Below are 18,261 nucleotides of genomic sequence, written 5' to 3' on the forward strand. Positions count from 1 at the left end.
GAACGGGCATGTACATCGCGGCAAGCCGTACCTCGGACCTCGCGGCCGGCACCCACCCGAAGCCGGCGCTGAAACGAGTGTCCGCCAACGTCGTGGCTCTCGGCGTGGTCAGCCTGGTCACCGATGTTTCCTCGGAGATGGTCACCGCCGTCCTCCCGCTCTACCTGGTGCTCGGCCTCGGCCTGAACCCGCTGCAGTTCGGGCTGCTCGACGGCCTCTACGCGGGCGCCACCGCCCTCGTCCGGGTCCTCGGCGGGCACCTCGCGGACCGGTGGCGGCGGCTCAAGGCGGTCGCCGGGTTCGGGTACGGCTTGTCCGCGGTGTGCAAGCTCGGCCTGGTGGCGGCCGGTTCGTCGGTCCCCGCGATCGGCGTCGTCCTCGCCGCGGACCGCACCGGCAAGGGCGTGCGCACCGCCCCGCGTGACGCGCTCATCTCGCTGAGCAGCGAACCCGGCACGCTCGGCCGGTCGTTCGGGGTGCACCGCGCGCTCGACACCGTCGGCGCGTTCCTCGGCCCGCTGGTCGCGATGGCCGTGCTCGCGCTGAGCCTCGGCAGCTACACGAGCGTGTTCTTCACCAGCTTCTGCGTCGCCGCGATCGCCGTGCTGTTGCTGGCTTTGTTCGTCCGTGACCGGCCCGGCACGGTGGATCGCGCCGCCGTGTCGGCGCGCGCCGCGGCGGGTCTGCTGCGCGACGCGGACTTCCGGCGCGTCACGCTCTGGGCCGCGCTGCTGGGCCTGGTGACCATCGGCGACTCGTTCGTCTACCTCGTGCTCCAGCGGCGCTGGGACATCGCGGCGACGTACTTCCCGCTCCTGCCGCTGGGCACCGCCGGCGTCTACCTGCTCCTGGCCGTTCCGCTCGGCAAACTGGCCGACCGGATCGGGCGGTGGCCGGTGTTCCTCGGCGGGCACGTCGCGCTGGGCCTGGCGCTGGTCCTGCTCTGCGGGCCGGCCGCGCTGCTCTTCGCCGTGGTCGCGCTCGGCTTGCACGGTGTGTTCTACGCGGCCACCGACGGCGTCCTGATGGCCGCGGCCGGCCCGCTCATCCCGCGGGACCTCCGGGCGACCGGGCTGGCCGTCGTGCAGACCGGGCAAGCCGGCGCGCGGATGCTCTCGTCCGTCCTCTTCGGACTCGCCTGGACGTTCTGGGACCTGCGGCCGGCGGTGCTCGTCGCCGCGGGCTGCCTGGCGGCCGTCGTCCTCGCGGCCGCGGTCGCGAAGCCGGTGCGGCCGTGAAGAAACTTGTCCTCGCCCTGGCCGGCACCGCGCTCCTGATCACCGCGGCCGTCACCTACATCGTCAACGCCCGCCCCGGCGCCCCCGAGGCGGGACCGGCCGCGCAGCTCACGCTCGGCCCCGGTCAGCTGCTGTTCCGGCAGGTGTCGACCGGCCGCGTCGCCGCCGTCCCGCTGGCCGAGGCGGGAGCGAAACCGCAGGTCAGTGGCCTGAAGTGTGATCGGTTCGCGGTGGCCGGGTCCACCGCCGTGTGCCTGGCCGTGCGGCCCGGGACGCTCCCGCCGGTGACCGACGTCCTGGTCCTCGACGACCACCTCGTCGTCCGGCACGCCGAAGCCGTGGCCGGCACGCCGAGCCGCGCGCGGGTGTCGCCGGACGGCAAGCGCGTCGACTGGACGGTCTTCGTCACCGGCGACTCCTACGCGGCCACCGGCTTCTCGACCCGGGCCGGCGTCTACGAAGTCGACACCGGACGGCTGGTCAAGACGATCGAGGAACTGCCCGTGTTCGCCGACGGGCAGCGCTACTTCGCCGCCGACGTCAACTACTGGGGCATCACCTTCGCCCCGGACGGCAACCGCTTCTACGCGACGCTCGGCAGCAAGGGGAAGACCTACCTCGTCGAAGCCGACTACGCGCGCTTCCGCGGCAAGACCCTGCGCGAGAACGTCGAATGCCCGTCGCTGTCCCCGGACGGCACCCGGGTCGCGTTCAAGAAGAAGGTCGGCGACGGCGTCTGGCGGTTGTCCGTGCTCGACCTCAAGACGTTGAAGGAGACCGAACTCGCGGAGCCGCGCAGCGTCGACGACCAAGCGCTCTGGCAAGGTGACCGGGTCCTCTACGGGCTGGACGACGCCGTCTGGGCGGTCCCGGCGGACGGCTCGGGCCAGCCGGAAAAGCTGGCCGGGGACGCTGCTTCGCCCGCCGTCACGGGGTGACGCCCACCGCCGCGAACAGCGTCCGCACGCAGAGGTCGCGCAGCTCCTCCTGGGTGACCTTCGGCTGGTCGAGCCAGTCGAGGATGACCGTCGCGACGAACGTCAGCCAGCCGCGGACGGCCAGGCGGGTGGTCTCGGTGATCGGCGTCAGCAGGCTGAGTGCGGCCAGGATGCGTGACGCGTTCGCGGCCATCCCGGCTTCGCGGATCTCCCGGATCTCGCCGTCGGCGCCGCCGGTGGCGCGGTGCACGATCCGGTAGCCGTCCGGGTGCGTGCGCGCGAACTCGAGGTAGACGTCGAGCCCGGCCCGCAGCTGCTCGGTCACCGGCAGCGCCGGGTCGGGCTCGCTCATCTCCAGCAGCTGGTCGCGCTGGCCGCGGACGATCTCGGCGAAGAAGTCCTTCTTGGTCGGGAAGTAGTGGTACAGCAGGCCGCGGGAGACCTGCGCGATCTCGGCGACCTCCTCGATCCAGACCTCGTCGTACGGCCGCTTCGCGAACAACCCGGCCCCGATCGTCAGGAGCTGCTCGCGCCGCTGTTCGGTGCTCAGCCTCGTCCGCATCCCCCGAGCTTACTTGACACGGGTTCAGTAGCGGGGGATCGTGACGTTATTGGATTCGGATTCAATAGGGGGACGTCGTGGACACCACCGGCATTCCGCACCGGCCGGGCCGCCTGCCGGTGATCGGCGACCTGATCGGGGCCAACCCGCGCACGCCGCTGCAGGACACCCTGCGCATCGGCCGGAAGATCGGGCCGGTCTTCACCCGCAAGGTCTTCGGCTTCGAGATCGTCTTCGTCGGCGGCGTCGACCTGGTCACCGAGCTGAACGACGAGACGAAGTTCGGCAAGCACGTCGGCATGGGCATCGAGAACCTGCGCGCGGTCGCCGGCGACGGCCTGTTCACCGCCCACACCCACGAGCCGAACTGGCGGCTGGCGCACGACATCCTGCAGCCGGCCTTCTCCGCCGAGGCGATGCGCCGCTACCACCCCGTCATGCTGGACGTCGCCCGTGAGCTCGTCGCGCGCTGGGACGCCGCGACCGGGCCGGTCGACGTCGCCGCCGACATGACCCGGCTGACGCTGGAGACGATCGGTCTCGCCGGGTTCGGCTACCGCTTCGGCTCGTTCGAGCGCGCCGAACCGCACCCGTTCGTCACGGCGATGCTGCGTTCGCTGCGGTTCGCGCAGCTGCAGAACGTCAAGCTGCCGTTCGTCCGGCGCGCGTTCGCCGGGACGGCCGAGCAGAACCAGGCCGACATCGCCGTGATGACCGGCCTCGTCGACGAGGTGATCGAGGGACGCCGCGCCAGCGGTGAGGAAAGCCGCGACCTGCTCGGCCTGATGCTCACCGAGGGCCACCCGGCGACCGGCGAACGCCTGGACCCGATCAACATCCGCAACCAGGCGATCACGTTCGTCGTCGCCGGCCACGAAACGACGTCGGGCGCGCTCTCGTTCGCGTTGTACTACCTGACGCGCCACCCCGAGCTGCTGGAGAAGGCCCGCGCCGAGGTCGACGCCGTCTGGGGCGACCGCGAGCCCGCCTTCGGCGACGTCGCGAAGCTGCGTTACGTGCGACGCGCGCTCGACGAGGCGATGCGGCTCTGGCCGACCGCGCCGGGTTACTCGCGCGAAGCCCGCGAAGACGTCGTCCTCGGCGGAAAGTACCGGCTGCGCAAGGGCGACTGGGTGATCGTGCCGCTGCCGCTGGTCCACCGCGACCCGGCGGCCTGGGGCCCGGACCCCGAGGCGTTCGACCCGGACCGCTTCGAGCCCGCGGCCGTGAAGAAGCGGCCGGCGCAGGCGTACAAGCCGTTCGGGACGGGCGAACGCGCCTGCATCGGCCGCCAGTTCGCGCTGCACGAAGCCGTGCTGGCCCTCGGCATGGTGTTGCAGCGCTACGACTTCGAGGCCGACCCGGCGTACGAGCTCAAGATCGTGGAGTCCTTGACGCTCAAGCCGAGCGGCTTCACCTTGCGGCCCCGAGTGCGGGATCGGGCGACCGCGACGGCTTAGGACCGCAGGTAGCGCACCTGCGTGCCTTTGGACCGCTCGAACTCGTCGCGTCCGGCGAGGTGCTCGGGCACGCCGACCTCCCACCAGGCCCCGGCTTCGGTCCACGTCGACGGCTGTGTCTTGACGACCACGACCGCCGGGCGTTTCTCGGCCACCGCGGCCTCGCGGGCCTGGGCGTACGCCGAGCGGACGTCGTCCACTGTGGACGCTGTGAAGACCAGGCAGCCCAACGACTCCGCGTGGCGAGCGAAGTCGACGCGCGGTGGTGACGCGTGCGAAGTCGTGCAGTCGGCGTAGAAGTTGTTGAACGGCTTCCCGCCCTGACCCTGCTGGAGCCGCGCGATCACCGCGTAACCGTCGTTGTCGCAGACCACCGCGACGAACGGGTGCCCGGCGAACGCGGCCGAGAACAGCTCCGAGTTCAGCATCAGGTACGAGCCGTCGCCCAGCAACGTCGTGACCAAGCCGTCGTGGGCGATCGCCGCGCCCCACGCGCCGGACAGCTCGTAGCCCATGCACGAGAAGCCGTACTCGACGTCCATCGACACCGAGCCGGACCCGCGCCAGCCGCCGATCAGCTCGCCCGGCATCCCGCCGGACGCCGTCATGACGTAGTCGTCCGCCGCGGACAGGTCGTTCACCACGCCGACGACCTGGGCGTACGACGGGATTTCCGCAGCCGCCGACCGCAGTGAGTCGATGTGCGCGTCCCACTTCGCGCGCTCGGTCGCCGCTCGCGACGTCCACGCCGGGTCCACCCGCCAGCTCTCCAGCTGCGCGCCGAGGTCGGCCAGGCCCGCGTCCGCGTCGCCGACCACCGACAGCGCGCCGTGCTTGACCGCGTCGAACCTCGCCGCGTTCAGCGTGACCAGGCGGACGTCGGGGGAGAAGACCGTCCAGGACGCCGTGGTGAAGTCCTGCAACCGGGTGCCGACGGCCAGGACGACGTCCGCCTCGGCCGCGACGACGTTCGCCGACGTCGAGCCGGTGATCCCCAGCGGGCCGGCGTTGAGGGCGTGCGTGTGCGGCACCAGCGTGCGGCCCGCGGTCGTCTCGGTGACGGGAATGCCGTGCCGCTCGGCGAAGTCCAGCGCGCGCCGCCCGGCACCGGAGTACCGCACGCCGCCGCCGAGCACCAGCAGCGGACGCTTGGACGCGCGCAGCACGCCCGCGGCCTCGGTGACGGCCCGGCGGTCCGGGCGCGGGCGGAGCGGCCGGTGCGTCACCGGCTCGAACAGCGCCTCCGGGAAGTCGTACGTCTCGGCCTGGACGTCCTGCGGCAGCGCCAGGACGACCGGGCCGGCGTCGGCCGGGTCCGTGAGCACCCTTGCGACCTGCGGCAACGCCGAGAGCAGCTGCTCGGGCCGGGTGATGCGGTCGAAGTAGCGGCTGACCGCGCGGAAGGCGTCGTTGACCGTCGCGGTGCCGTCGCCGAAGGGCTCGATCTGCTGCAGCACCGGGTCCGGCGCGCGGCTGGTGAACGTGTCGCCCGGCAGCAGCAGGACCGGCAGCCGGTTCGCGTGCGCGACCCCGGCGGCGGTGACCATGTTCAGCGCGCCCGGCCCGATCGACGACGTCACGACGCCGACCTGCCGCCGGTGCGTCGCCTTCGCGTAGCCGACCGCGGCCAGGGCCATGCCCAGCTCGGTGTGCCCGCGCCAGACCGGGATCTCGCCGCGGTGCTCCTCCAGCGCGGTGCCGAGCCCGAGGACGTTGCCGTGCCCGAAGATCGCGAACACCCCCGGGAACAGCGGCACCTCACGGCCGTCGAGGGTTTCCGAACGCTGCGCGAGGATCCACTTGACCAGCGCCTGAGCCGTCGTCAGCTTCACCGGACCCGCCCTTCGTGGTCGGTCACCGGGCAGCGCGGGTCGAGGTCCTCGGGCTTCCACGTGTCGCGGATCCAGGTGTGCGCCGGGTCGTCGCAGAACGCCATCGACCGCTCGTCCGCCGGTCCGGCCAGGACGTTCAGGTAGTACATCGGGTAACCGGGCGCCGCGACGCACGGGCCGTGGTAACCGCGCGGGATCAGGAAGACGTCGCCGTCGCGCACCGCGACGTCCTCGTCCAGCTCGCCGTCCGCGGTGTACGTCCGGTGCAGGCCGAAGCCCTCGCGTGACGGTGTCACGCCGTCTCGCCCCGCGATCCGGAAGTAGTAGATCTCCTCGTTGACGACCTCGCACCCGGACGCTTCGTCGTGCTTGTGCGGCGGGTACGACGACCAGTTGCCGCCCGGCGTGATCAGCTCGCACGCGTTGAGCTTGTCCGCGTGGTCCCACACGCCGGGCACGCCGAAGTTGGTCACCTGGCGCGTCGCCTGGCCGCTCCCGCGGACCTCGACCGGGACGTCTTCCGCCGGACCGTACTTCGGCTCGAGCCGGCGGGTGCAGCGAGCCATCGGCAGGGCGACCACCGCGCCGGTGGCCGACGTCAGCTCGACCTCGGCGTCGCGGGGGACGTAGGCGAAGTCCGTGACGCGGCTGAACACCGAGTCACGGCCTGTCAGCTCGAACTCCTCGTCGTCGACGCGGACGGTGAGCGAGCCGGACAGTGGGAGCACGAACGCCTCGAACTCGCCGGTCTCGATCGTGCGCGGGAGCCGCCGGCCGATCTTGAGCACCTGCAACCCGGCGTAGGCCCAGCCCGCCGCTTCCGGCGTCAGCACGATCGGGTCGGAGTCCTCGGACAGTGTCCCGTGTGGACGGTGCAACGCGCTCACTTCGCGGCCTCCAGGACCTTCGCGGCGGCATCGACGGCCGAGCCGACGTCGCCGCCCGGCGGGTAGAGCAGGGTGCGGCCGACGACCAGGCCGCGGACGACGTCGTGGCGCAGTGTCCGGCCCCACGACGCCAGGTCGCCGGCGGGATCACCGGACGGCACGCCGCCGAGGATGACGACCGGGAGCGTCGTCGCGCCGAGGACCTCGGGCGAGTCGGTGGACGGCAGCTTCAGCCAGGTGTGCGCCGACGTCGTCCCGATGCCGGATGCGACTGTCACCGCCCGAGCCAGCGACGCGGGATCCTTCTGCAGCACCAGTTTCCCGCCTTCGCGGGTGTAGGGCAGCGGCTCGACCATCGCCATCAGCCCGTACGCGGCCAGCTCGGTGACGGCGGTCGCGCACGCCTGCAGCGTCGGGATCGTGCCCGGGTCGGAGTCGACCAGCCGCAGCAGCATCTTGCCGCCGTCGAGGCCGCAGTCGATCAGGCTCGCGGCGTCGTAACCGGTGAACCGGTCGTCGATCTCCCAGTCGGCGCCGGCCAGCCCGCCGCGGTTCATCGAGCCGATGACGACCTTGTCGTGCAGCGCGCCGAGCAGCAGCAGCTCCTCGACGACGTCCGGGGTGCCGAGCAGCCCGTCGACCGCCGGGTTCGCCAGCGCGACGAGCAGCCGGTCCAGCAGCGTCCGCCGGTCGGCCATGGCGAGGGGGTCCTCGCCGACGCCGAGCGCGCCGCGGGCCGGGTGGTCGGCCGCGACCAGGAACAACGTCCCGGAGTCGGACAGCAGCTTCGAACGCCGTTTGCGCGTCGCGTACGCCTGGCGGACCGCGCCGGGGTTCGTGGCGCGGGTGTGCAGCAGCTCGCGCCAGCGGTCGTCCGTCAGCAAGGTCGTCACAGCAGCTCCTCGATCTCGGCGGCGGTCGGCATCGCGTCGGCGCACGCCAACCGGGACGCGACCAGCGCGCCCGCCACGTTCGCGTACTCGGCGATCCGCACCGGGTCCCAGCCGGACAGCAGCCCGTGGATCAGGGCGCCGCCGAAGCCGTCACCCGCGCCGAGGCCGCAGACGACGTCGATGCGCTGCGGCGGCACGGTCCACCGGCCGTCCGGGGTGGCCACCAGCACGCCGTCCGCGCCCTTCTTGATCACCGCGAGCCGCAGCCCGCGCTCCAGCATCCGGTCCGCCGCCTCGTCCGGGTCCGCGGTGCCGACGGCGACCTCTACCTCGGTCCGGTTGCCGACCGCGACCGTGACGTGGTCCAGCATCGAGCCGATCTCCTCGCGGGCCTGCTCCACCGACGTCCAGAACATCGGCCGGTAGTCCAGGTCCAGCACGGTGTGCTCGCGGCGGCCCCGGGTTTCGAGGATCTTCCGCTGCGTCGCCCGGGCCGGTTCGACCGAGACGCCCGTGCCGGTCACCCACAGCAGCGGCACCGACTCCACGACGTCCCACGGCACGTCCGCCTCGGTGAGCGTGAGATCGGGCGCGACGGGGGAGCGGTAGAACAGCAGCGGCGGGTCTGCGGGCGGGTTCAGCTCGCAGAACACCACCGGCGTCAGCAGGTCCGGCGAAGTGCCCACGTAGGACGGTGAGACGCCGAAGCCGCTCAGGGCCTGCCGGACGTAGTCGCCGAAGCCGTCCGGGCCGACCTTGGTCAGCACCGCGGCCGACCGCCCGAGCCGCGCGGCGGCGACCGCGACGTTGGTCGCGGTCCCGCCGAGCGACTTGGCGAAGGTGCTGACGCCGGCCAGGGGGACGCCGCTCTGCTCGGGGTAGAGGTCGACGCCCACCCGGCCGATCGTCAACGCTTCAATAGTCATTTCGCCTCCGCGGGAAAGAGTGCGTCGGCGGGCCTCACTTCTTCTCCACCTGCCGCAGTTCGTGCTCCAGGGCTTCCAGCTCCGCACCGCCCGCCATCTGCCGGGTCAGCTCGTTGATGTCGATGTCCTTCTTCTCGTACGAGCCGAGCGGCGCACCTCGCTTGAGCAGCAGGAACCGGTCCGCGACCGGGAACGCGTGGTGCGGGTTGTGCGTGATCAGCACGACGCCGAGCCCGCGATCGCGGGCCTGGGCGACGTACTTGAGCACCACGCCGGCCTGCTTGACACCCAGGGCCGCCGTCGGCTCGTCGAGGATCAGCACCTTCGCGCCGAAGTAGACCGCTCGCGCGATCGCGACGCACTGGCGCTCACCGCCGGAGAGCGTGCCGACCGGCTGCTCGACGTCCCGCAGGTCGATGCCCATGTCGGACAGCGCCTGCTTGGTCGTCTCGCGGCCCTTCTTGCGGTCCAGGGCCTTGAACGGGCCGAACCCGACCGTCGGCTCCGACCCGAGGAAGAAGTTCCGCCAGACGCTCATCAGCGGCACCACCGCGAGGTCCTGGTACACGGTCGCGATGCCGTGGTCCAGCGCCTCGCGCGGCGAAGCGAACTTCACCGGCGTGTCCTCGACCAGGAACTCGCCGCGGTCGTGCTGGTGCACCCCGGCCAGGATCTTGATCAGCGTGGACTTCCCGGCGCCGTTGTCGCCGAGCACGCAGGTGACCTCGCCCGCGTTGACCACAGTGGACACGTCGCGCAACGCGATGACGCTGCCGTAGGTCTTGCCGATGTCCCGCACTTCGAGCAGAGGACTCATCGCCGCACCCTTTCCGCGCGCCGCCGGAAGGCGTTGTTGACCAGCACCGCGGCCAGCAGCATGACCCCGAGGAACAGCATGAACCAGTCGCTGTTCCACTGGGCGAACACGATGCCCTGGCGGGCCATGCCGAAGATCAGCGCACCGATCGCCGCGCCCACCGCCGAGCCGAAGCCGCCGGTGAGCAGGCAGCCGCCGATCACCGCGGCGATGATGAACTGGAACTCCAGCCCGATGCCCTGGTTGGCCTGCACACTGGCGAAGCGCAGGATGTTGATCGAGCCGACCAGCCACGCGCCGGCGGCGGTGCCCATGAACAGCAGGATCTTCGTGCGCACCACCGGTACGCCGACCGAGCGGGCCGACACCTGCGACCCGCCGACCGCGAAGATCCAGTTGCCGAACCGGGTCCGCAGCAGCAGCCACGCGGCGATCGCCGTCACGACGATCCACCACACGATCGACGACTGGAACTCCGTGCCGCCGATGTCGAACGTCGACGCGAACAGCCCGCCGGCCGACTCGTACCCGCTGGCCGAGCGCATCCCCGACACCTGGACGGTGTCGGTGACCAGCCGCGTCACGCCGAGGTTCAGCCCCTGCAGGGCCAGGAACGAACCCAGCGTGACGATGAAGCTGGGCAGGCCGGTCTTCATGACCAGCCACCCGTTGAACGCGCCGACGCCGAGCGCGAACACCAGCGAGACCAGCAGCGCGAGCCAGACGTTCCAGCCCGCCTGCGTCGCCAGGATCGCGGTGACCAGCGACGTCGACGCCGTCATCACGCCCGCCGACAGGTCGAACTCGCCGCCGACCATGAGCAGCGCGACCACCACGGCCATGATGCCCAGCGTCGACGAGTCGTCGAGCCAGGTCGCCACGCCGAGCGGGCTGAGGAACTGGCCGGTGACGACCGAGAAGAAGACGAACACCAGCACGGCGCCCAGCAGCGCCCCGATCTCCGGCCGGACCACCAGCCGGTCCGTCAGGCTCTTCTTCGCTATGCGTTCGTCCGGTTCTGCCTGGATCGCTGCGGTCATGTCACTCCCCTTAGCGGGTGCCGCGCTGCGCGTACGGGGCCACGGTGTCGATGTTGGTCTTGTCGACGAAGCCCGGACCGGTCTGCACCGGGTGGCCACCACCGATGGTGTTGCCGTTCTCCTTGTAGAGCTTGAGGAACACGATGGGCAGGTACCCCTGCTCGTACTGCTGCTGGTCGACGGCGAAGAGGATGGTGCCCGCCTTGATGGCGGCCACCACGTCGGCGTTCAGGTCGAACGTCGCCACCTGCGCCTTCGAGCTCGCTTCCTTCGCCGCGTCCACGGCGCGGGCCGCGACCTGCGAGTTCAGCGCGAGGACCGCGTCGATCGACGGGTCGGCCTGCAGCGCGCCGCGGATCCGCGCCTGCGCGTCGGTCGGGTTGGAGATGTCGACCTGCAGTGTCGAGACGGTGCCGAACGTCTGCTTCGCGCCGTCACAACGCTGGTTCTGGCCGATGTTGCCGGCCTCGTGGATCACGCAGAGCAGCTTCGTCTTGCCGGCCGCCTTGAGCCGCTGCCCGGCGCCCTGACCGGCGAGGCCTTCGCTCTGCCCGACGTGCGCGATCGCGCCGAACGCCGCGCTCTGGTCCTCACCCGAGTTGATCGTGACGACCGGGATCCCGGCCTTGACGGCGTTCTGGATCGACGTCTGCAGTGCCTGCGGGTTCGCCATCGACACGACCAGGCCGCCGACCTTCTGCGCGACGGCGTTGTCGATCAGCTTGGCCTGGTTGCCGGGGTCGCCGTCGGAGTAGTAGTCGACGCCCACGTTGAGGTCCTTGCCGGCCTGCTCGGCGCCGTTCTTGACGACGTTCCAGAACGCGTCGCCGGCGCTGCCGTGGGTGACCACGGCGACCTTGAGCGGGCCGCTCGAGCTCGGCGGCGCCGCGGCGGACGAGTTGGCGCCGGAGCTGCTGGTCGAGTTGTCGGCGCTGGGGCCGCTGCAGGCGGCGAGCACCAGGCCGGTGGCGGCGACGGCCGCCACCACGGCGAAGCTTCTCTTGAACGAAAACACAGTCACTCCTTTGGGACCAGTTAGAGGGCTTGCACGATCTTCGCGAGTTCCGCGAGGCTGCGCTCGGTGTCGCGGCGAGGCACGTCGTCGGGGCTCGTCTCGCCCAGGGCGGTGTCCTGCTCGAGGACGTACCAGCCGTCGTAGCCCGCCGCCTGGACGGAGCGCACCATCGACGCCACGTCCACGTCCCCCTCGCCGAGCGGCACGTAGAGGCCCCGCCCGACCGCCTCGGTGTAGCCGAGCCGCCCCGCGCGCACCTCGGCGGCCAGGTCCCCCTTGACGTCCTTCAGATGCACGTGCGCCACCCGCTCGGGAAACCGCTTCGCCAGCTCGACCGGATCGGTCCCGCCGATCATCAGGTGTCCGGTGTCGAGGCACAACCCCAGATCGGAGTCGCGGAGGAAGCGCTCGACCTCGGCCTGCTGCTCCACGTGCGTCCCGATGTGCGGGTGCAGCACGGTGCGCAGGCCGTGACCACCGGCGATGTCCCGGATCCGGCCCGTGGTCTCGACGAGTGTCGCCCATTCGGCGTCGGTGAGCGCCGGGCGTTCGTCGTAACCGTCGAGCCCGGTCGCGGCGGCGAGCACGAGGACGTCGCCCCCGCACGCGGCGAACAGCGCGGCGGACTCCTCGGCCTCGGCGAGCGCTTTTTCCTGGTCGGCGTGCAGCACGACGGCGAGGAACCCGCCCACGAGCGTCAGGTCGTGCTCCCCGAGCAGCGCGCGCAGCTCGGCCGGGTCGCGGGGGAGGTACCCGGGTGGGCCCAGCTCCGTCGCCTGGACGCCGAGCTCCGCCATCTCGCGCAGCACGGTCGGCGCGTCCAGCACGCGGCCCCAGCCCGGGACTTCGCAGACGCCCCAGGAGATCGGGGCGGCGGCGACGCGGATCGTCGCTGACACAGAGGGCCTCCGTTGGTCCGTTGGAGCGCTCTATTGATTAGAGCGCTCTAATCTTGTAGCGTCCGTCACAGCAAAGTCAAGGGCTTGTTTCCGGCCCGTAACCCACAGGCGGGGAGGTGCGGCGATGGTGCGTCCGACCATGGAGGACGTGGCCGCGCGAGCGGGGGTTTCCCGCGCACTGGTCTCCCTGGTGATGAGGAATTCACCGAAGGTCTCCGACGCGCGGCGCACCGCCGTCCTGCGCGCGGCCGAGGAACTCGGGTACCAGCCGCACATCATGGCGCGGTCGCTGGCCAGCCGGACCTCCACGGTGCTCGGCGTGATGGTGAACGACCTGCGCAACGCGTTCTTCGCCGACATCGTCGAAGAGCTGGACAGCGCCGCGCAGGCGGCGGGCTTCGACCTGATCCTCAACACCGGCGGCCGGAGCCCCACGCGCGAGTGGAACGCCCTGCACAACCTCCTTTCCTTCCGGCCGGCGGGCATCGTCCTGCTGTCGCCGGTCGTGCCGGCCTCGGCGATCCAGGTCGCGGCCAAGCAGTGCCCGGTCGTGCTGGTCTCGCGCACCGCCCGAGCGTCCACAGTGGACACGGTGAACGACGACGGCGAGGCGGGCTCCGCGCTGGCCGTCGGCCACCTGGTCGGCCTGGGGCACCGGCGCATCGCCCACCTCGACGGTGGTGGCGCGGCCGGGGCGGCGCAGCGGCGGCGCGGTTTCGAGGCCGCCATGCGGGGGCACGGGCTCGAACCGATCGTCGTGCGCAGCGAACACACCGACATCGGCGGCGAGAACGCCGTGCGGGAGCTGCTCGCCGCGTACGCGCGCCCGGAACTGCCGACGGGGCTGGTCGCCGGCAACGACTTCAACGCCGTGGGGGCGATTTCGGCCCTCGAGGAAGCCGGGCTGCGCGTGCCGGAGGACGTGTCGGTCGTCGGCTACGACAACACGTCGCTCGCCGCGTTGCGCCACCTCTCCCTGACCACGGTGGACCAGCCGCGCAAGGACATGGCGCGGCTGGCCTTCGAAGCCCTGCTCGAACGCGTGCGCGGGGAGCGCACCGAGCCGGTCCGGCACCTGCTGCACCCGTCCCTGGTGGTCCGGTCGACCACCGCACACGCATAGGAGACTCCGTGTCCGAACTCGTCCAGCACTGGATCGACGGCGCCCGCACGGCCGGGGTGTCGTCCCGCCGCGGCGACGTCTACCAGCCCGCGACCGGGGAAGTGGCCCGGCAGGTCGTCCTGGCCGGACAGTCCGATGTGGACGCCGCGGTGGCGTCGGCCGTCAAGGCGTCGCTCGACTGGGCGGACAGCTCGCTGTCCGTCCGCACCCGCGTCCTGTTCAAGTTCCGCGAGCTGGTCGACGCGCACCGCGACGAACTGGCCGCGCTGATCACCGCCGAGCACGGCAAGGTCCTGTCGGACGCCGCGGGCGAGGTCCAGCGCGGCCTGGAGGTCGTCGAGTTCGCCTGCGGCATCGCCCAGGTGCTCAAGGGCGAGCACTCCGACCAGGTCTCCCGCGGCATCGACGCGTACTCGCTGCGCCAGCCGCTCGGCGTCGTCGCCGGCATCACGCCGTTCAACTTCCCGGTGATGGTGCCGATGTGGATGTTCCCGATCGCCATCGCCTGCGGCAACACGTTCGTGCTCAAGCCGTCCGACCGCGACCCGTCGGCGTCGGTCCGCCTCGCCGAGCTGTTCGCCGAGGCCGGGCTGCCGCCGGGCGTGCTCAACGTCGTCCAGGGCGACGCCGAGGCCGTCAATGCCCTGCTCGTGCACCCCGATATCGCCGGGGTGTCGTTCGTCGGCTCGACGCCGATCGCACGGCACGTCTACGAGACCGGGACGGCCGCGGGCAAGCGCGTCCAAGCCCTCGGCGGCGCGAAGAACCACATGATCGTGCTGCCGGACGCGGATCTCGACGGCGCGGCCGACGCCGCGGTGTCCGCGGGCTACGGCAGCGCGGGGGAGCGGTGCATGGCGATCTCGGTCGTGGTGGCGGTCGGCGACCGCGGTGACGACCTGGTCGCCGCGATCGCGTCCCGGACCCGCGAGCTGAAGACCGGCCCGGGTACCGACGAGACCTCGCAGATGGGGCCCGTGGTCACCGGTGCCGCGCGCGACCGGATCGTGTCCTATGTGGACGCGGGCGAGCGGGCCGGCGCGTCCCTGGTCGTCGACGGCCGGACCTTCACGGGGCCCGGCGCCGGGTTCTGGGTCGGGCCGACGCTGTTCGACCACGTGACCACCGACATGTCGGTCTACACCGACGAGATTTTCGGCCCGGTGCTGGTGGTCGTGCGCGCGGGCACCTTCGAGGAGGCGCTCGCGCTGGTCAACGCCAACCCGTACGGCAACGGCACGGCGATCTTCACCACCGACGGCCAGGCCGCGCGCGAGTTCGAGCGCCGGGTGCAGGTGGGCATGGTCGGCATCAACGTCCCGATCCCGGTCCCGATGGCCTACTACTCCTTCGGTGGCTGGAAGGACTCGCTGTTCGGCGACACCCACGTCCACGGCGCCGAGGGCGTCCGGTTCTACACGCGGGCGAAGGCCGTGACGTCGCGCTGGCCGCGTCAAGCGCAGGGCGTCGACCTGGGTTTTCCGACGCACCGCTGAGTTTCCGACTTTCGCACACAGGAGGGTTCACGACGATGAGGCTGGGACTGGCGGGCACCGGGCGGATCGGCACCGCGCACGCGGAGACGCTCAAGGGGTTCGACGAGGTGGAGTCGGTCCTGGTGGCCGACGTCGACACCGCGCGCGCTCAGGCCGCGGGGGCGAAGCTGGGAGTGGAGGTCGCGGCGAGCATCGAGGGGCTGTTCGCCGCGGGCCTCGACGGCCTGGTCGTCACCGCGGCCACCGACGCCCACCCGGGGCTGATCATCGCGGCCGTCGACGCGGGCCTGCCGGTGTTCTGCGAGAAGCCGGTCGCGGCCGACATCCCGGGCACCCTGGCGGTGATCGACCGGATCAGTGCGTCCGACGTCCCGGTCCAGATCGGGTTCCAGCGCCGGTTCGACGCGGGTTACGCGGCGGCGCGGGCGGCGGTCGCGTCGGGTGAGCTGGGCTGGCTGCACACGCTGCGCGCGACGACGTTCGACCCGGCGCCCCCGCCGGCGGAGTACGTGGCGCACTCGGGCGGGCTGTTCCGCGACTGCGGCGTCCACGACTTCGACATCATCCGCTGGGTGAGCGGCCGCGAGATCGAGGAGGTCTACGCGATCGGCGCCAACCGCGGCGAGCGGTTCTTCGCCGACGCGGGCGACGTCGACACAGCGGCGGCCACCCTGACCCTGGACGACGGCTCCTTGGCGACGGTGTCCCTGACCCGCTACAACGGCGCGGGCTACGACGTCCGTCTGGAAGCGCTGGGGTCGGTCTCCGGCGTGGTCGTCGGCCTGGACGACCGGGCACCGCTGCGCTCGGTCGAGCCGGGGGTCCCGCCGCTGCCCGGTCCGGCGTACCCGGGCTTCATGGAACGCTTCCGCCCCGCGTACACAACGGAGCTGCGCGCGTTCCTCGACGTCGTCGCCGGCCGCGCGCCTTCACCGTGCGTCGCGGCCGACGCGCTCGAAGCGTTCTACATCGCCGAAGCGTGCGAAGTCTCGCGCCGCGAGCGCCGCCCGGTGAAGCTGACGGAGGTCCGCCGCTAGCCGGAACTCGCGTGATCGAGCCCGGATCTCGCGTGATCAGAGCCGGAACTCGCGTGATTGAAGGCGGAACTCGCGAGTCACGGCTTCAATCACGCGAGTCACGTCCCTGATCACGCGAGTCACGTCCCTGATCACGCGAGTCACGTCTCTGATCACGTGGGTTACGGGCGGAGGAGCTTGCGGACTGTGCGTTCCACCAGGTCGGCGGCCTTCGGCGGGGGAGTGCGGCCGGTCGAGAGGTAGCGGTGGACGATCGCGCGCGGGATCTCGACCAAGGCCAGCACGACGTCCTCGTCGGTGCAGCCGGTGAGCGGGGGCAGCGAGAGCGTCGCCTGTTTGAGGGCCGCGCGGAGTTCCTCCTCCGCGGCGGTCAGGGCCGCGGCGGCTTCGGGAGACCAGTCGGCGGGGCCGAAGGCCTGCTTGCCCGCGTCGAGGACCCGGGCACCGTCGGGGTGCTTGCGGCACCAGCGGACGACGCTCGTCGCGGCCTCGACCGCCGCGTCCACCGAGGCCGCGTCGCCGAGGGTCTCGACGAACAGGTCCTGGAAGTCGCGCAGGGTGCGGAGCCAGAGCGCGGCCAGCAGCGCCGGGCGGTCCGGGAAGCGGTGGTAGATCGAGCCGTTCGGCGCGTCCGCGGCCTTGGCCGTCGCGGCCATCGTGACCGCGCGGGCGCCGCCCCCGGCGAACAACGTCGTCGCGGCGTCGAGGAACTGCGCTGTGGTGTGCGTCGCCGGCCGGCCCATGGTTCTGGAGACTATCCTCTGATACGTTCTGGAGGACAGTCTCCAGAACGGAGGGTTGTGCCATGATCCGCAACGTCCACACCCGGAGGTTCCCGCGGCCGGTGCCGCCGGAGCTGCTGGCCACGCTCGGCACGGACGACGACCGCCTCTGGCCGGTCGCCGACTGGCCGCCCACCCGCCTCGACGGCCCGCTCGTCCCGGGCACGACCGCCGGTCACGGCCCGGTCCGGTACGTCCTCGAAGACGTCGCGCCCGATCGCCTGCGGTTCCGCTTCACGGCGCCGACGGGCCTGCACGGCTTTCACGAGTTCACGATTTCGGGTGACGCGCTGACGCACGTCCTGGAGGGAACGCTGCACGGCTGGACCCGCCTGAGCTGGCCACTGGTGTTCCGCCCGCTGCACGACGCGCTCCTGGAGCAACTGCTGGACCGCGCCGAACTGGCCGTGACCGGCCGGGTGTCCCGGCCGGTGAAGTGGTCGCGCTACGTCCGTTTCCTGCGCGCACTGGCCCGAAACCGGTCGCGGTCGCCACGGCCGTCCGCCACACTCCGGCCGTGATCCTGACACCGCTGGACGAGCCCGCACTGGCGCGGCTGCTGGAGGCCGCCGTCGCCGGCGCGGACCCCCTGGAGGTGATGCCCCCGGTCGACGGCCCACCCGGCTGGACGCCCGAGCGCCGCGCGGCGTTCCTGGAGTTCCACCGGGCCAGGTCGCTGAGCCCGGAGACGGCGGTGGAGCGCACGTGGGTGGTCGACGTCGCGGGGACGGCGGTCGGCGCGGCCCGCCTGGAGCGTCACGGCGACGCGGTGGAGGCGGGCATCTGGCTGAGCCGCGACGTCCGCGGCCGGGGGATCGGCAAGCAGGTGACGGCGTCACTGCTGGACCTGGCGAAGGACAGCGACGCGACGAGGTTCGTCGCCTCGACCACCGCGGGCAATCGCGGAGCCCGGACCCTGCTGAGCGGAATCGGCGCGAGCTTGGCCACGGAAGGCGACGACGTGACGGCGGAACTACCGCTGAGCTGACTTCAGCCGCGGCAGGATCTCCGTGCGGACGTACTCCAGGGCGTCCCGCTCCGGGAGGATGTGCGGCCCCTGCACCCACCGCACCCCGTGCCGGGCCGCCGCGGCCGTGAGGCGCTCCCGCAGCGGGCCCACCACCCCGGCGCCCAGCACCAGCGTGTCCACGATGCCCAGGCGGGACAGCGCCGCTTCCTCCGAAGCGACGCCGTCCGCGGCGAGACCCGCCGCGGACAGCGCCGCCGTCACCCTCGAGACCGTGGCCGGGTTGCGGCCGAACAGCAGCACGTTCATGCCGCCCAGCGTCCGACCTCAAGGGCGCTTGAGGTCAAGA

Annotated in this window: 19 protein-coding genes; 8 read left to right on the plus strand and 11 right to left on the minus strand. The window is 71.8% G+C overall.

The features are described from left to right. The first annotated feature begins 8 nt into the window (after window positions 1–8). Window positions 9–1,238, plus strand: coding sequence for an MFS transporter (locus MUY22_RS22510; protein WP_247062275.1), 1,230 nt, complete (start codon window positions 9–11; stop codon window positions 1,236–1,238). Beyond that, complete coding sequence (locus tag MUY22_RS22515) at window positions 1,235–2,176, plus strand: hypothetical protein (RefSeq protein WP_247062276.1); 942 nt, start codon at window positions 1,235–1,237, stop codon at window positions 2,174–2,176. The genes MUY22_RS22510 and MUY22_RS22515 overlap by 4 nt, the downstream gene beginning before the upstream one ends. Here the strand turns inward: MUY22_RS22515 and MUY22_RS22520 are convergent. Further along, the gene (locus MUY22_RS22520) at window positions 2,166–2,738 is read right to left on the minus strand and encodes a TetR/AcrR family transcriptional regulator (RefSeq protein ID WP_247062277.1); all 573 of its coding nucleotides are present in this window, start codon (window positions 2,736–2,738) and stop codon (window positions 2,166–2,168) included. The genes MUY22_RS22515 and MUY22_RS22520 overlap by 11 nt on opposite strands. 77 nt (window positions 2,739–2,815) lie before the next feature. Here MUY22_RS22520 and MUY22_RS22525 point away from each other — a divergent pair, with 77 nt between their 5' ends. After that, window positions 2,816–4,198, plus strand: a complete 1,383-nt coding sequence (locus MUY22_RS22525; RefSeq protein WP_247062278.1) for a cytochrome P450 — start codon at window positions 2,816–2,818, stop codon at window positions 4,196–4,198. Here the strand turns inward: MUY22_RS22525 and iolD are convergent. Genes iolD through MUY22_RS22565 form a run of 8 tightly spaced genes read right to left on the minus strand, consistent with a single transcriptional unit; the run spans window position 4,195 to window position 12,507 of the window. Further along, window positions 4,195–6,030: a 3D-(3,5/4)-trihydroxycyclohexane-1,2-dione acylhydrolase (decyclizing) gene (gene iolD, locus MUY22_RS22530; protein WP_247062279.1), complete on the minus strand. Its 1,836-nt coding sequence runs from the start codon at window positions 6,028–6,030 to the stop codon at window positions 4,195–4,197. The two genes, MUY22_RS22525 and iolD, sit on opposite strands and share 4 nt — an antisense overlap. Then, window positions 6,027–6,917 (minus strand): 5-deoxy-glucuronate isomerase, encoded by an 891-nt coding sequence (iolB, locus tag MUY22_RS22535; RefSeq protein ID WP_247062280.1) that lies wholly within the window; start codon window positions 6,915–6,917, stop codon window positions 6,027–6,029. Before iolB ends, iolD begins: the two co-directional genes overlap by 4 nt. Further along, window positions 6,914–7,810 (minus strand): aldolase, encoded by an 897-nt coding sequence (locus MUY22_RS22540; protein ID WP_247062281.1) that lies wholly within the window; start codon window positions 7,808–7,810, stop codon window positions 6,914–6,916. Before MUY22_RS22540 ends, iolB begins: the two co-directional genes overlap by 4 nt. Next, complete coding sequence (gene iolC, locus MUY22_RS22545) at window positions 7,807–8,736, minus strand: 5-dehydro-2-deoxygluconokinase (protein WP_247062283.1); 930 nt, start codon at window positions 8,734–8,736, stop codon at window positions 7,807–7,809. The genes MUY22_RS22540 and iolC overlap by 4 nt, the downstream gene beginning before the upstream one ends. A gap of 34 nt (window positions 8,737–8,770) precedes the next feature. Next, window positions 8,771–9,553, minus strand: a complete 783-nt coding sequence (locus MUY22_RS22550) for an ATP-binding cassette domain-containing protein (RefSeq protein ID WP_247062285.1) — start codon at window positions 9,551–9,553, stop codon at window positions 8,771–8,773. Next, window positions 9,550–10,593: an ABC transporter permease gene (locus MUY22_RS22555; RefSeq protein ID WP_247062287.1), complete on the minus strand. Its 1,044-nt coding sequence runs from the start codon at window positions 10,591–10,593 to the stop codon at window positions 9,550–9,552. The genes MUY22_RS22550 and MUY22_RS22555 overlap by 4 nt, the downstream gene beginning before the upstream one ends. Window positions 10,594–10,603: 10 nt before the next feature. Further along, the gene (locus MUY22_RS22560; protein WP_247062288.1) at window positions 10,604–11,608 is read right to left on the minus strand and encodes a sugar ABC transporter substrate-binding protein; all 1,005 of its coding nucleotides are present in this window, start codon (window positions 11,606–11,608) and stop codon (window positions 10,604–10,606) included. Window positions 11,609–11,628: 20 nt separating this feature from the next. Then, window positions 11,629–12,507 carry a TIM barrel protein gene (locus tag MUY22_RS22565; RefSeq protein WP_247062289.1) on the minus strand — a complete coding sequence of 293 codons (879 nt, stop codon included), beginning with the start codon at window positions 12,505–12,507 and terminating at the stop codon, window positions 11,629–11,631. Window positions 12,508–12,631: 124 nt separating this feature from the next. Here MUY22_RS22565 and MUY22_RS22570 point away from each other — a divergent pair, with 124 nt between their 5' ends. The 3 genes from MUY22_RS22570 to MUY22_RS22580 are packed head-to-tail and all read left to right on the plus strand — an operon-like array spanning window position 12,632 to window position 16,163. Next, window positions 12,632–13,630 (plus strand): LacI family DNA-binding transcriptional regulator, encoded by a 999-nt coding sequence (locus MUY22_RS22570; RefSeq protein ID WP_247062290.1) that lies wholly within the window; start codon window positions 12,632–12,634, stop codon window positions 13,628–13,630. Between the two features lie 8 nt (window positions 13,631–13,638). Further along, window positions 13,639–15,126, plus strand: a complete 1,488-nt coding sequence (locus MUY22_RS22575; protein WP_247062291.1) for a CoA-acylating methylmalonate-semialdehyde dehydrogenase — start codon at window positions 13,639–13,641, stop codon at window positions 15,124–15,126. 35 nt (window positions 15,127–15,161) lie between these two features. Further along, on the plus strand, window positions 15,162–16,163 hold the full coding sequence (locus MUY22_RS22580; RefSeq protein ID WP_247062292.1) for a Gfo/Idh/MocA family oxidoreductase: 1,002 nt from the start codon (window positions 15,162–15,164) through the stop codon (window positions 16,161–16,163). 161 nt (window positions 16,164–16,324) lie between these two features. Here the strand turns inward: MUY22_RS22580 and MUY22_RS22585 are convergent, their stop codons facing one another. Beyond that, complete coding sequence (locus MUY22_RS22585; RefSeq protein WP_247062293.1) at window positions 16,325–16,906, minus strand: TetR/AcrR family transcriptional regulator; 582 nt, start codon at window positions 16,904–16,906, stop codon at window positions 16,325–16,327. A gap of 62 nt (window positions 16,907–16,968) precedes the next feature. On the opposite strand from MUY22_RS22585, the gene MUY22_RS22590 reads away from it, so the two are divergent. After that, a complete protein-coding gene (locus tag MUY22_RS22590) occupies window positions 16,969–17,466 on the plus strand; it encodes an SRPBCC family protein (protein ID WP_247062294.1) in 498 nt (165 codons plus the stop codon). Next, window positions 17,463–17,933 (plus strand): GNAT family N-acetyltransferase, encoded by a 471-nt coding sequence (locus tag MUY22_RS22595; protein WP_247062295.1) that lies wholly within the window; start codon window positions 17,463–17,465, stop codon window positions 17,931–17,933. The genes MUY22_RS22590 and MUY22_RS22595 overlap by 4 nt, the downstream gene beginning before the upstream one ends. Here the strand turns inward: MUY22_RS22595 and MUY22_RS22600 are convergent. Then, window positions 17,919–18,221: a hypothetical protein gene (locus MUY22_RS22600; RefSeq protein WP_247062296.1), complete on the minus strand. Its 303-nt coding sequence runs from the start codon at window positions 18,219–18,221 to the stop codon at window positions 17,919–17,921. The two genes, MUY22_RS22595 and MUY22_RS22600, sit on opposite strands and share 15 nt — an antisense overlap. Window positions 18,222–18,261 lie beyond the last annotated feature (40 nt).

The sequence above is a fragment of the Amycolatopsis sp. WQ 127309 genome, from assembly GCF_023023025.1.
In the GTDB taxonomy this organism is placed as follows: domain Bacteria; phylum Actinomycetota; class Actinomycetes; order Mycobacteriales; family Pseudonocardiaceae; genus Amycolatopsis.